The sequence below is a fragment of the Secundilactobacillus pentosiphilus genome (genome assembly GCF_002217985.1).
In the GTDB taxonomy this organism is placed as follows: domain Bacteria; phylum Bacillota; class Bacilli; order Lactobacillales; family Lactobacillaceae; genus Secundilactobacillus; species Secundilactobacillus pentosiphilus.
On sequence record NZ_BCMI01000022.1, the window covers coordinates 1 to 14276 of the forward strand.

10 protein-coding genes are annotated in these 14276 nt (G+C 44.2%); 2 read left to right on the forward strand and 8 right to left on the reverse strand.

The features are described from left to right. Positions 1 to 159: 159 nt before the first annotated feature. The 3 genes from adhE to CES81_RS09875 all read right to left on the reverse strand — a co-directional run bounded on the left by adhE (position 160) and on the right by CES81_RS09875 (position 6105). Positions 160 to 2769, reverse strand: coding sequence for a bifunctional acetaldehyde-CoA/alcohol dehydrogenase (gene adhE, locus CES81_RS09865; protein WP_439951292.1), 2610 nt, complete (start codon positions 2767 to 2769; stop codon positions 160 to 162). 352 nt (positions 2770 to 3121) lie between these two features. Beyond that, on the reverse strand, positions 3122 to 3649 hold the full coding sequence (locus CES81_RS09870; RefSeq protein WP_089088481.1) for a DUF1836 domain-containing protein: 528 nt from the start codon (positions 3647 to 3649) through the stop codon (positions 3122 to 3124). Positions 3650 to 3780: 131 nt separating this feature from the next. After that, positions 3781 to 6105, reverse strand: coding sequence for a cation-translocating P-type ATPase (locus CES81_RS09875; RefSeq protein WP_089121627.1), 2325 nt, complete (start codon positions 6103 to 6105; stop codon positions 3781 to 3783). A 151-nt stretch (positions 6106 to 6256) separates the two neighbouring features. Between CES81_RS09875 and CES81_RS09880 the strand changes: the two genes are divergently transcribed. Continuing rightward, complete coding sequence (locus tag CES81_RS09880) at positions 6257 to 7105, forward strand: aldo/keto reductase (protein ID WP_225356380.1); 849 nt, start codon at positions 6257 to 6259, stop codon at positions 7103 to 7105. Between the two features lie 75 nt (positions 7106 to 7180). Here the strand turns inward: CES81_RS09880 and CES81_RS09885 are convergent, their stop codons facing one another. From CES81_RS09885 to CES81_RS09905, 5 genes are all read right to left on the reverse strand, one after another. Continuing rightward, positions 7181 to 7606: an Hsp20/alpha crystallin family protein gene (locus CES81_RS09885; RefSeq protein ID WP_089088483.1), complete on the reverse strand. Its 426-nt coding sequence runs from the start codon at positions 7604 to 7606 to the stop codon at positions 7181 to 7183. A 327-nt stretch (positions 7607 to 7933) separates the two neighbouring features. Beyond that, positions 7934 to 9304: an L-fucose:H+ symporter permease gene (fucP, locus tag CES81_RS09890; RefSeq protein ID WP_089121628.1), complete on the reverse strand. Its 1371-nt coding sequence runs from the start codon at positions 9302 to 9304 to the stop codon at positions 7934 to 7936. Between the two features lie 64 nt (positions 9305 to 9368). Continuing rightward, entirely contained in the window at positions 9369 to 9764 is a 396-nt protein-coding gene (rbsD, locus tag CES81_RS09895) for a D-ribose pyranase (RefSeq protein WP_089088485.1), read from the reverse strand. A 336-nt stretch (positions 9765 to 10100) separates the two neighbouring features. Beyond that, positions 10101 to 11270 (reverse strand): iron-containing alcohol dehydrogenase, encoded by a 1170-nt coding sequence (locus CES81_RS09900; RefSeq protein WP_089088486.1) that lies wholly within the window; start codon positions 11268 to 11270, stop codon positions 10101 to 10103. Positions 11271 to 11578: 308 nt separating this feature from the next. Continuing rightward, positions 11579 to 11965: a hypothetical protein gene (locus CES81_RS09905; RefSeq protein WP_089088487.1), complete on the reverse strand. Its 387-nt coding sequence runs from the start codon at positions 11963 to 11965 to the stop codon at positions 11579 to 11581. 246 nt (positions 11966 to 12211) lie between these two features. Here CES81_RS09905 and CES81_RS09910 point away from each other — a divergent pair, with 246 nt between their 5' ends. Then, positions 12212 to 14113, forward strand: a complete 1902-nt coding sequence (locus tag CES81_RS09910) for a flavocytochrome c (protein ID WP_089121629.1) — start codon at positions 12212 to 12214, stop codon at positions 14111 to 14113. Positions 14114 to 14276 lie beyond the last annotated feature (163 nt).

The window sequence follows — 14276 nt, forward strand, 5'->3', positions numbered from 1 at the left end:
CCCTGTTAAATATGCTTTAATAGCTATAATTTTAGTATCCCAGGAAATTTTAGTCATAGAAATACCCCCAAAGTTGTTTCCAACTTTGGGGGTACACGTCACTGTATGGGGCTCTTCTCTTATATTCTGGGAGCTAAACGTCTTTTTTTTACGCTCGCTCTATTTTTCTACACCCTTACCATCATATTCATCAATCATAATCTGACGAAGTTCACCGATCAATGGTTCCTTAGGGTTAGCAGTCGTGCATTGATCTTCGTATGCTAATTCGGCCAGGTCATCAACCTTTTCGTCGAAGTGCTTCTTATCAACGCCGTTACCCTTCAAACTTAAGGTAACGTCCACTGAGTGGGCTAAGTCGATAATCTTGTTGACCAAGGCTTCCTTGAGTTCTTCCTTATTCTTGCCAGTCAAACCAATGTATCTGGCAATTTCAGCGTAGTCCTCATCGGCACGGAAGTATTCGTACTTAGGCCAAGTAGTCAGCTTACGCGGTTCCTTGAAGTTGTAACGGATAACGTGCGGCAAGGTAATTGCAATTGCCAAACCATGAGGGAGACCGAACTCACCGCCAAGTTTGTGGGCAATTGAGTGGTTTACGCCAAGGAAGGCGTTACCGAATGCCATACCGGCAATCGTAGCTGCGTTATGCATCTTCTCACGGGCTTGCAGATCACCGTTGTACGAAGCCGTTAAGTTTTCAAAGACTAACTTGATTGCTTGCAGTGACCATGGCCGAGTGTAATCTGAAGCCATGTTTGAAACAAATGATTCAATCGCATGGGTCAAAACGTCCAAACCAGCGTATGAAATAGCTTTCTTAGGTAACGTTTCGATAAATTGCGAATCCACAATGGCAACGTCTGGTGTCAATGCGTAGTCAGCTAATGGGTACTTAACGTGCGTCTTAGCATCCGTAATAACGGCGAATGGGGTAACTTCTGAACCGGTACCTGAAGTGGTTGGAATGGCAACGAATTTGGCTTTAGTTGCTTTTTCAAACTGGTAAGTCCGCTTCCGAATATCCAAAAACTTCTGCTTTGCGCCGAAGAAGCTTGCATCTGGATGCTCGTAGAATAACCACATTGCTTTGGCAGCATCCATTGGTGAACCCCCACCTAAAGCGATGATCGTATCCGGTTCGAAGTTCTTCATTTGGGTGTAACCTTTTTCAACAGTATCAGTCGTTGGATCAGTTTCAACAACTGAGAAGAGTTGATATTCCATACCGTCTGGACGACGCTTCAGTTCGCCAAGAACTTTGTCAACGTAACCCAGTCTAATCATTGCGGGACTAGCAACGATGAAGACTTTCTTAATGCCAGGCATGTCGCCAAGGTAACGTACAGAAGTTTTTTCGAAGTAAACTCGAGGTAATTTAATCCATTGCATATTATTCCGCCGCTTTGCGATTGTTTTAATGTTTAAGAGGTCAAATGATGAAACGTTGTGTGACACAGAGTTTTTGCCCCATGAACCGGTACCAAGCGTTAATGACGGAATCATTTCGTTGTACAGGTTACCGATACCACCAAGAGCTGATGGCGTGTTAACCAAGACACGACTAGCTTTCATCTTGATCCCGTATTCAGTAGCTAAGTCTTCGTCTTCGGTGTGAATAGCTGCAGTGTGGCCAAGGCCGCCAAAGTGCAGCAGGTCGTTTGCAATCTTGAAAGCTTCTTTGTGGTCTGCAGACTTGTAAACGGAAATCACTGGGCAGAGCTTTTCAGCTGAAAGTAAGTTATCTGGGCCGACAGTCGTTAACTCAGCAGCTAAAACTTTCGTATCTTCTGGTACTTTGATACCAGCTAATTTTGCGATGTTAATAGCGGACATACCGGCGATAGGGCCCTTAACACCGCCGCGCTTTGGATCATACATTGCCTCAGCTAAAGCCTTTTGTTCCGACTTCTTAATGAAGAAGACTTTGCGATCCTTCATTTCTTTTTTAACGTCATCGTAAATATCAGCATCAATGATGACACTGTTTTCAGTGGCACAAATCATCCCGTTATCAAAGGTCTTTGAAAGGACAATGTCGTTAACCGCACGTTTGATTTTGGCCGTTTTTTCGATGTAGGCCGGACCGTTACCAGGACCAACACCTAAGGCTGGCTTACCAGTTGAGTAAGCGGCCTTAACCATGCCTGGGCCACCAGTAGCCAATACTGAAGCAACTTTTGGATGATTCATCAATGCTGTCGTTGCTTCAAGGCTTGGTTCTTCGATCCATTGAATAACGCCTTCTGGTGCACCAGCAGCGATGGCAGCGTCACGCATGACCTTAGCAGCTTCTACAGAACATTTTTGGGCTTGTGGATGGAAACCAAAGATGATTGGGTTACGCGTTTTAACCGCGATCAATGACTTGAACATCGCCGTCGAAGTTGGGTTGGTAACGGGCGTAACCCCGGCTAAAATACCCAGTGGTTCAGCGACTTTGATTAATTGACGTTCCTTATCGTCTTCAATAATACCAACGGTTTTATCGTTCTTAATACTGTGCCAGATTTCTTCAGTGGCAAACATGTTTTTGATGGCTTTATCTTCAACAACACCACGGCCAGTTTCTTCAACAGCTAGCTTAGCTAACCGCATATGCTGATTTAAACCAGCAATTGCCATTTGGTGCACAATGTGGTCAACTTTTTCTTGGTCAAAGTCATCCATGCCGCAAAGTGCATCGTGTGCTTTGTTAACTAGTGCGTCAACTGTATCCTTGACACTGACGGGCTTTTTAGGCTTTTCATCGTTCGATTTTGTATTCATTTCTTTTAACATTCGTAACCCTCCATCATGAAAATTCTGGTTGATTTCTTTGTTATCTCTTTCACAAAAACTATAATATCACACTTTTTTTAAATGTAAATAGCCACTTTTAAAGTTTTTTTAGCCGTTTTGGGTCGTTTATGATGCCTGTTATAGCAATGTATACAAGTGCTTTCACGATTGTAACAGCAATGTAAGCGGTTAATACAAAAGATTGTGAAGTTCGATACTATCATTTTGGGGTGGTGAAAATTTTTTTGGAAATAATTTTCTGTTAAATTAAAATCCCATGATAATAGGCTTTACGACAAATAAAAAAAGTCCCGAAATTATTCGGAACTTTAACTAAATACTATTTAACCTTTTTAATTGGTTTGATCGGCTTTTCAATCATCCGCAGCAGCTGTTCTGATTGAATTCGGTTAACGACCGTGTCAGCAGCCACCTGCATCAGCTTATCATTCAAGGTTTTTGCTGGTGCTTCCGGCTGACCCTTACCTAAATTCTTCAGTGCGTTGTTCAACACGTCAATGAAGTTATCGTAGGCCTGTTTCGGGAAGTCTCCAGCCGTTACTTGATCGATTCCATGCCGAATGGTTTCGGTTGAAAAGAGCGGCTTCAGTAACCCAATTAACAATAAATCGGCTAGCTGCATGGTCTGATACTTCTTTTTAACCGGCGCAATGATCACTTGATGTTTAACGTAGTTGTTAATCATTGCCGGTGTAATTGGTTCAACACCGAGCTGGCCGATTGCGTCGTTAACAAACGCCACGACCTGATCCATATACAAATCAAACTTTGGTAACTCACTCCAGTGCGGTAACTGAACCTGCCGAATCTGAGCTTCCCAGCGGTGATACTGATCGAATCCTGCCATTTCTGCCACTCCTTCATATCGTTTATTTAATTACTTTACAGTTATTGTAACACGTTTATCTAGTTATTGTAACTAGATAAACGAATGGTTAGAAAAGTCTCCCCGGCTTTCACCTTCGCGCCTTGATGCACTTAACGCCAATTGATTCGCGCAAGTATCCGCCTGCCAACCACTTCTTGAACCAAGTAGAAGAAGGGATAAACACTGGCTAGCAGCGGCAGATAAAACACTGCCATTTCCCAGTTAAAGATCCCCTCCAACGAAAACAATTTCCCAAAGAAAATAAAAATGAGGGCAAAGCAGCCCGCCATTAACAAGACCAACCCAATTTTTAGCCGGTTCAACGGTCTAGCAACCATCAGCAAGGCCACTAAGCACACAGCTCCCGTCAGCAGTACTGAAAGCGTCGAGGTTTCTGCATAGCTTAAATTGAACTGAACACCGCCGACCAGATCGATCACGAGAATATAAGTCACCACGCAAATTGCCGCGGGTGCCGCAATGGTCATGACCTGCTTCATAAATTGCCCTGACAGTCGCTGATAATTCGGTTCTAATGCTAGAAAGAACGTTGGGATGCCGACCGTTAGAACGGAAATGGGCGTTAACTGGATCGGTTGAAAGGGATAACCGTTATTCATAAAGATAAAGATCAGGCTCAACACCACAGAATACATGGTTTTGATCAAAAACAGCGATGCTACCCGTTCAATGTTGTTCACCACTCGTCGGCCCTCATTAAGCACGTTGAGCATGGCATCAAAATTAGAATCCACCAGCACAAAATCGGCGATACTTTTCGCCGCCTCACTGCCGCTAGCCATTGCAATGCCGCAGTCGGCCTGGCGCAACGCCAAAATATCATTGACCCCATCACCCGTCATGGCTACCGCATGACCGGCACGTTGCCAGGCTAACACCAACTGCTTTTTCTGGGCAGGCGTCACCCGGCCAAAAACGGTGTAGTCGGCAACTAACTGGTCATAATCGATGTCGGTACCAAGACTACTCATATCAATCAATTGATCACTGTGTTTAATGCCGGCACGAGAGGCAATATTAGCTACCGTCGTGGGGTTATCACCAGAAATCACTTTTAACGCCACATCCTGGTTTTGGAAATAACGGAAGGTGTCAACCGCATTTTCGCGAATCTCATCCTCAATTAAAATTAGACCTAATACGAATACTTCACCTAAATCATCAGGTTTCAGCTCAGTTGTTTTCGCAATACTGAGTACCCGAAAACCGTCCTTGGCGTAATTCTCAATTTGCTGAGCCAGATCAGCCGGCACCTGTTTAAGAATAAATTCGGGTGCGCCAATGACGTAGTTGCCCTGCGAAACACTGACACCGCTCCACTTTCTAGCTGAAGAAAACGGGACTACTTTGATTGGCTGCCAGCCTGGATCAGTTAATACACGATTGAGCGCCTGGGCGGTTTCGTTATCATCACCTATGGCATTGATGGTACCGCCAACGATCAGCTTTAATTGCGCCAAAGTTTCTTGCTGTAGCGGCACAATTTTATTCAACTGCAGTTTACCGCTGGTGATGGTACCCGTCTTGTCTAATCCTAGTATGTCGACTCGAGCTAGCCCCTCGATTGCAGGCAGTTCACGGACTAAGACCCGGTGTCGCGCCAGGTTCATGGCCGAAACTGCTAACGAAACTGACGTCAGTAAAACCAAGCCTTCAGGGATCATCCCAATCATGGCCGCCGTAGTCCCTAAAATAGCTTGGTTAATACTGCTGTGATTGAGTAACCGCGAAATGAAAAGGACGGCCCCCAGTGGAACGATCACGATGGTTAATATCTTAATAATGCGGTTAATGGTATTTAGCAGCTGACTATTGGCGCCCTCACCTGACTGTACTTCCCCTGACAGCGTGTTAATGAAGCTTTTGGTGCCAACGTGAGTGGCTTGAACCACCGCTTGACCGCTGACCAAGAAGCTGCCGGAAACGACTGCATCACCAATTGTTTTGGCAATCGGGGTGGCTTCACCAGTAATCTGCGACTCGTCAACTTCAATACCCTTAGTTGTTACGATCAGACCATCCACCGGCAACTGATCACCCCGGTGCATCATGATTAAATCATCTTGAACAATGGCATCCTGATGAAGCTCAACCGTCCCCCCTGCCCGTTTGATTTCATACGTTGCTTCAGAAAGCAGGCTCATTTTATCGATTTGGCGTTTGGAACGGATCTCCTGGAAAATACCGATCGCCGTATTCACAACAGCAACCCCTAAAAACAGTTCGTTTTTATAGCTGCCCGTAATCAGCACTAAGGCGCCCAGAACCACGTTGATCAAGTTAAACCAGGTCAGTAAATTATCCCGGAAAATCTCCTTAATTGACCGTGTCAAAGCGGGTGCGGGTTCGTTTTGCTGCCCGGCATCGATTCGCTGCTGCACCTGTTTTGCTGTTAAGCCCTGTGAAATCGGCATGTTCCAAACCACCTTTCGTACATCTTAGCCATATTGTACAAAAAATCTGGTCAACTAGGGTAATTTGCTGATTTCTTTAATGAAAAGCCAACATTTGTAAGCGCTTTTGCTATAATGGAAAACAAGACCATCAAAAAAGGAAGTATCAAAAATGACTGAACAAACAATTCAACTGGCTGACGGCAACGAAATGCCATTAGTTGGTTTTGGAACTTACCTCATTAACACGCAAGAAATGATGGATACTACGATTAAAACCGCTTTCGATGCGGGTTACCGACTATTTGATACCGCTCAGCTTTACCGTAACGAAGACTTTTTGGGCGATACACTGGTTAAACTAAAAATTCCCCGCGACCAAATTTTCATCACTTCCAAAGTCGCTGAAATCAGCCAAGGTTACGATAATACGATTCAGAGTATTAATGCGTCACTAAAACGCCTAAAAACCAGCTACCTTGATCTACTACTGATTCACTGGCCCGTTCAAGAGCACTTTTTTGACACCTGGCGGGCACTGGAGAAACTGAAGGAAGACGGCAAGGTAAAGTCGATTGGGGTGTCCAACTATAGTGCTGCCCATTTGGAACTCCTAAAAACGCAGGCTAAAGAAATGCCCGTAGTGAATCAAGTCGAACTGCACCCGTACTTAAATCAGCGTGCTTTAGTTGACTTCGATAAAAAGCATCACATTGTCACGCAAGCTTGGAGCCCGCTGGGACGAGGCGTCACGCTGGATAACGAAATGCTGAAGAAAATGGCCGATCACCACCATGTATCAGTCGCTCAGCTGATTTTAAAGTGGCACCTGCAGCATGGCGTCGCCGTTATTCCAAAATCGAAAACACCTAGCCGAATCGTTGAAAACCACCAGCTAGACTTCGACCTCTCAGAAGATGAAAGCGGCATGATCGACCTGCTCAACCGCAATCAGCGGACTGGTAATGATCCCGAAATTGTTTATGAAACTGGTAAACAGTATAAAATGTACGAAGAATAAAACGCCAAAAGGAGCGCACCGGAAACATTTCGGTGCGCTCCTTTTAGATGGATGCAATCAAACGCTCACTAGTGATCAGTCAATGGTAATGTGGTGGCTGTCTTGCTTGTCCTCAGTCATCTTTGGCAAGCTCAACTTGAGAATACCGCCATCGTAGGTTGCCTTGACGTTATCTTCGTCAACACCTGGCAGATAGAAGCTGCGGGTGACGTTGCTTGAGCTGCGTTCTTGACGAAGGACACGGCCCTTTTCATCCTTATCTTCTTTGTCCAAGTTGTGAACGGCATTGATCCGTAACGTGTTGTCGCGGTAATCAATGTGAATGCCATCCTTCTTGAAGCCAGGTAATTCAGCAGCAACTTCGTAACTCTTGTCAGTTTCTTTGATATCAGTCTTCATTTCATCGTTGTTAAAGAACTTCTGACCAAAGTTACCTAAGTCGTTGAAGAAGTTCATTGGATCCAAATCATTAAAGTTTCTGTTAGTTAAGTAGTTAGTCATCGTGCAAAACCCCTTTCAGAATTTTCAAATAAGGCTGATTGGTAATTGGTTCTTACCTCCTTACCAACCTTACACTGTATATATTAGTCAGTATTGGTCAGTAATGCAAGAAATTAGCACTCGAATATTGAGAGTGCTAATTTTGCGTTTAAAATCGCGTATAAACGCTGCTATATCAGCAAAAATAAAGAAGCCCCCAAACCATCCAAAAAAGATAGTTCGAGGACTTTCCCATTTTTATAACTAAAGGTCAAACTTTTTAGTCATCTCATTAATCAACTATACATCGGCATTTTAACTCAGCTCTGGATCCACCTTGATCGTTGCTTAATGTTCCTGAATTTCGTCAGGATGCTTTTTTTCATAACGGTATTCAAGGAAGAAGTAGACCGTAATGTAGAGGAAGCAAAGTGCTGGCACAATGAATGAAAACTGCATTGAACCGCTTAAATCTGAAACAACCCCTTGAACCGCTGGAATGATTGCACCACCGATCAAGGCCATCACGATAACGGCACCAGCCGTAGCCGTGTACTTCTTTTCCTTCACTTGATCCAAAGTATGGGTGTAAATAGTTGGCCATTCAGGGCCAAAGAAGAAGCTGGTCATGATGGCTGCGTAAACAGCTGTCATGTTAGGAATCGTGAAGGTCAAGATCAGACTGATAACACCCAGCAGTGAGTACACTGTCAAAGTTCCGGTAATGGAGAAACGACTCATAAAGGCGTTAGCCACCAACTTACCGACAAACCAAGCAATGTAACTGAAAATCATAAAGGTTGAAGCTGCTGAATCAGTAATACTGTGATTTAAGTTCAAGGCCAAACGAATGGTAAATGACCAAACCGTGGTTTGCAAACCAGCGTAGATAAATTGGGTAAAGACACCCTTTTTAAAGCCGGCGTTGTGCCAAAGGTACTTAATGGTTTCGCCCAAAGCTGGCCGTTCTTCTTCAGCAACGCCGCCTTCAACTTTAGCTTCGGCAGTTGCCTTGGCCCGTGGCATTGGGACTAAGGCGAAGATGATCAGCATAACGATCAGGACGATCAAGATGTACTTGTATGGCCGCAAAGTTAACTGCAGCATCTTTTCTCCGTAGGCGATCCGGGCGGCACCATGCATGTGGGCCATCTTTTCTGACAAGTTGCCAACGGTCCCGAAAATCAAATACTTTCCAAGCAGAATCCCCGTAATATCACCCAACGGTACGAGTGTTTGCGAGAAATTCAGCCGCAACGTGGCGTACTGTTTCGGTCCAAGCATGGAACTGTAAGTATCACTAGCCGTTTCAAGGAAACTTAAACCAATCGCAATCGCAAAAATCGCAACGAGAAACATACTGTACGTAGCAACCCGTGAGGCCGGGAAGAACATTGCACAGCCGAGAATATAGAAAATCAAACCAGTCATAATGGCAAATTTGTAACTATTTTTCTTAATGATTAATGATGCTGGAATTGCGATTAAGAAATAACCCCCGTAAAAGGCACTCTGTACGAACGCGGTAGCGGCATCGTTTAATTGGAAAACCGTCTTAAACTGGGTAATTAAAATATCGTTTAAACTGGCTGCGGCTCCCCAAAGAGGAAAGATCAGCGACACTAAAATAAACTGAAAAACGGGTGTTTTGCTTAAATACCCATCGGAAAGCTGTGTCCAGCCATGGGTCTTCTTAGTCGTTGTTTCTGTGGTTTCCATGTTTGCACTCCTTAATAATAATCAATGTCATCAATTGATAAAACCTTTTACTAATAATAAAAACTTAGAAAGTAACGCCTGATTCCAAAATAATATTTGAGAATGGCGTCATTTCACCGGTTCGAACAAACGCATGGGTGTTCGCCAAGTTTTTCTTCAAATCAGAATGCGGCATAAAGGCGATTTCTACATCTGGCATCAGATCTTGAATAGCCTTCAATTGATCAGGATTCTGCGTCTTGATCTCATCAGCTAAATAAATCTTTTGTACCTCTAATTCACTCAAAACGTTCTTTAAAACGTCAATAAAGCTAGGAATTTGCTTGGTTAATGCCAAATCGATCTTCTGAGTGCCCATGGGAACTGGCATACCAGCATCGCCGATACTGAGCCAGTCCATGTGCCCCATACCAGCAATCACCGTCGATAATTCTGAGTTAATGACTGTCGTCTTCTTCAAATTAAAACATCCCTTCACAAGTTTTGTAGTCTATTCATCAAAATGAGGACTACTGACAAAATAATAACAAAATAGTGTAAAACGTTTTACTGCGCATAAATACCAACTAGTTAGCTATTTAACAATCCAGTTTAATACAATATCACAAGTTGTAAACGATTGCAACGGAATTCTTTAAAAACGGGAAAGCTTTGTTTGGTTTTTCACTAAGTGTGCAAACTAATTGCATAACGTCGGCTCATCAGCGCTCTTTTGGGGCAGGCCATAAAAATAGGGAGCCAAATCCAAAGTTGGATTCAGCTCCCTATCATTCATTTTAACGAATCGGATGACGCATTATTTTTGGTCGTATGCTTCTTGGAACAATTTAACGATATCTTCCTTAGTACCCTTACGTGGGTTAGAAAAGGCGTTACCATCCTTCAAAGCATTTTCAGCCATCATTTCAAAGTCTTCTGGCTTTGCACCAATTGCTTTAATTGAACGTGGAATGTTGACATCATCGCACATCTGACGCATTGCTTTGATCGATAAGTCAGCAGCATCGCGAACTGATAAGCCATCGGTGTTTTCACCCATGATCTTGGCTAATTCAGCAAACCGTTCTGGGCAAGCTGGGATGTTGTATTTTTCAACGATTGGTAAGAGCATCGCACAGCAAACACCATGAGGGGCATCGTACTGACCGCCCAATTGGTGAGCCATCGCGTGAACATAGCCTAAGTCAGCGTTGTTGAACGCCATACCACCAAGCATTTCAGCCTCAACCATCTTAGTCCGGGCTTCCACGTTGTGACCGTTTGCGACGGCTTCACGGAGGCTCTCTTCAACTAATTTGATAGCTTCAATACATTGACCGTCTGTCAGCTCGTTACGGTTAGTTGAAACGTATGGTTCGATGGATTGAACGAAAGTATCCATCCCAGTTGCAGCAGTTAAACCCTTAGGAATGTCTAATTCAAGCATCGGGTCATTAAAGGAAACCAATGGGATGTTACGCCATGAAACAACAACGAACTTCAGCTTGGTTTTTTCGTTAGTAATCACACAGTGACGGGTCAATTCTGAAGCTGTCCCGGCAGTGGTGTTAACGGCCATCAGTGGTGGCAGTGGGTTTTCAAGGGTTTCAATACCAGCTAACTTGGTGATATCGTCACCGTTAGTCAAAATGATACCCAGACCTTTCCCGCAATCATGAGCAGAACCGCCACCGACAGTAATGATACTGTCACAGTTATTGTCCAAGTATACCTTTTTAGCAGCTTGAATGTTACGAACCTTAGGGTTTGGTTCAGAACCATCAAAGATGACGTAATCCACACCCGCAGCCTTTAAAGAATCGGTTGTTTGAGCAACCGGACCGTTTTCCATGTGGCTTAAAGTTTTCCCCGTTACGATCAACGGCTTTTTCATGTTTAACATTTTGGCACGGTCACCAATCTTCTTGATGACACCCTTACCAAAAAAGTTAACACTTGGCATTAAAAAATCAAAGTTTTCCTTCATGACTTTCTCTCCTACTTATTAAGAATATGGGACTTAATTAATCAATTCACTATCATGTTACCACCATTGTAATGTCGTGTAAACGTTTGTTCTAGGGCTTAATCCAGTCTAAATAGTTAGGAGAACCTCTGATATAATAGTCATGTAAGGGGTTTTACGAATTAATTTCACAAATATATGTATGTTATCACTTAGCTCAATACAGTAAAATATAGAGACTAGCTTCACAAACCAAAAATTCAAAGACATCTTTCTCGTGCATCTTTAGCGCATATTAAAAGCCTCACCGCAAAGTGAGGCTTCAGAGATTAATTTGTAATGTCGTGTTCGATTTCGTCCAAATGACCGTTAATGATCTTGTCACCTAAAACTTCACCTAACTTTTTCAGGGCGTCATTACGCGTCTTAACTTGGTCCATATCGAAAATAATGTCAGCAATGTCGCCGCCATCGAAATCAAAATCTTCATGGTAGATATAGCGACCAGCATTCTTATTGTTGAAGTACTTGTCAACTTCTTCTCCCAAACCGTAAGCCCAGTCTAAATCCTTCATTTCTGGAATATCCTTACGGGTTACATAACCTTGTTTGGCAATCAGGTCGGCAGCCTTTTGAATCATCTCATCAGTGTATTCAAAAGCCGGCTTGGTTGTAGCTTCCTTGTCCTTATCCTTTTCTGCACTATTTGATGCCATAACTAAGATCTCCTTTGATTTGTGTTGCAATTTTATTTTAGCACTATTTTCACCAAGATGGGCAATTATGCTGTTGAGATACTGTCACGACAGGACTCATACTTTAAATTGGGACAATGATTCACTTCATACCGCTAATATGGGTCTAAACTGTCACCCACCACTTCGAACTGATTCATGGTAAAATTAGGAATGTATCCGCTAACATTTACTAAAAATATTACGTTTAAAAAAGGAAGTTATCTCATGGCAGACGATAAGCAAACATTTAAACCAGGTAAATATACCGTTTCGGCTCAGGGCCATAACGGAACGTTCCCCATGAATGTCACTTTTACAGCAGATCGGCTGGAAGCAATCGATATTGATCAAAAAACCGAAACCGCTGGTATCAGCGATGTCGTTTATGACCGGATTCCCAAGGCCATCGTTAACGGGCAAACTTTGAACGTTGACGCCGTTACCGGCGCCTCTGAAACCAGCCGCGGAATTTTAAACGGCGTTGCTGAAGCCGTTACAAAAGCCGGTGGCGATGCTAAAGAGTGGCAGAACCGAGACAAATATACGCCTGAGGTCGTTGAAAACAGCGACCTGCAGACCGATGTCGTCATCATTGGCGGTGGCGGTGCTGGATTAGCTGCCGCAGCCACGGTCCTGGATCAGGGCCGAAAAGTGGTTCTTTTGGAAAAAGCACCGGCGCTGGGTGGCAACACGATTCGTACTGGCGGACCGATGAACGCCGCTGACCCCGAATGGCAAAGTAAATTCGATGCTTTGCCAGGTGAACACCAGACGCTCCAGGACTTATTGGACATGAACGTCGCTGATATTGACCCTGAATATCAGGACGACTTTAAAACCCTGCAGTCACAAATCAAGGCTTACTTTGCCGATACTAAGGATCAAAAGGCCTACTTGTTTGATTCCGTAGAACTCCACCGCATCCAAACGTATTTAGGCGGCACCCGAACTGATCTGGAGGGTAACCGCATTTACGGTAACTACAAACTGGTTAAAACGTTGACGGACAACGATCTAGCCGCTCAAAAATGGCTCGCAAAAATCGGGGTTAAATTCGATACTTCAGACGTTGCCATGCCCGTTGGCGCGCTCTGGCGCCGCGGTCATAAACCAGTAGAAAATGCGGGCGTTGCTTATATTTCAGCACTGAGCGACTACGTTAAGCACAATGGCGGCGTGATTCTGACCGACAGCCCCGTAACTCGCTTACTGTACGCCAAGGGTCACCTAGATGGTGTGCTAGTTGAAAAGCCGGGCGACCATTCGTTTACCGTGCAGGCTAAGGCCGTTATCATTACCTCAGGCGGTTTTGGTGCAAATACCGCCCTCGTGCAAAAGTACAATACCTCCTGGAAGAAAATTGATGATGACATTGCAACTACTAACGCACCTACTATTACCGGCGACGGCATCAAGCTTGGTCAGCAGGCTCACGCCGACGTTACGGGAATGGGCTTCATTCAAATGATGCCCGTTTCAGATCCGGAGACTGGTGAACTGTTCTCTGGGATTCAATGCCCGCCTGCTAACTTTCTCATGGTCAATCAGCAGGGAAAACGGTTCGTTAACGAATATGCGGAACGCGATGTACTGGCGCAAGCTGCTTTCGACAACGGCGGCCTCTTCTACCTGATTGCTGACAGTGAGATCAAAAAGACGGCTTACAACACCAGCGAAGAACAGCTAGCGCAGCAAGTTAAGGATGGCCGATTATTTAAGGCTGACACCCTTGCCGATTTAGCAACGCAAATTAACATCGATCCTAAGACCTTAGAAACCACGGTGGCCACCTATAATGGGTACGTTGATCAGGGTGACGATCCCGATTTCGGTAAAAACGTCTTTGACTTAAAGGTCGAAAAGGCCCCCTTCTACGCGACGCCAAGAAAACCAGCTATTCACCACACCATGGGCGGTTTAACCATTGATGATGGTGCCCACGTTTTAGATAAAGACGGCCATCGAATCAACGGCCTTTACGCGGCTGGTGAAGTAGCTGGCGGCCTTCATGCCGGTAACCGGCTGGGTGGCAATTCGTTGGCTGATATCTTTACTTTCGGTCCCATTGCAGCCAAGTCAGCAGTCAACGAAATCGTCGATACGGTGACCTCCGCATCCATTCATTAATTACCTTAGGCCATTCAAAGTTCTCAATAAGGGTTTGTTAACTTAATTTTTTTATCCGCCGTCATTATTAAGTTTCCCGTGTAACGGTTAAAAAGGGCACTAACAAGCGTTATAATGATAAGTAAACTTTAAATATTGATTTTATTATGAAATGAGGAATGAA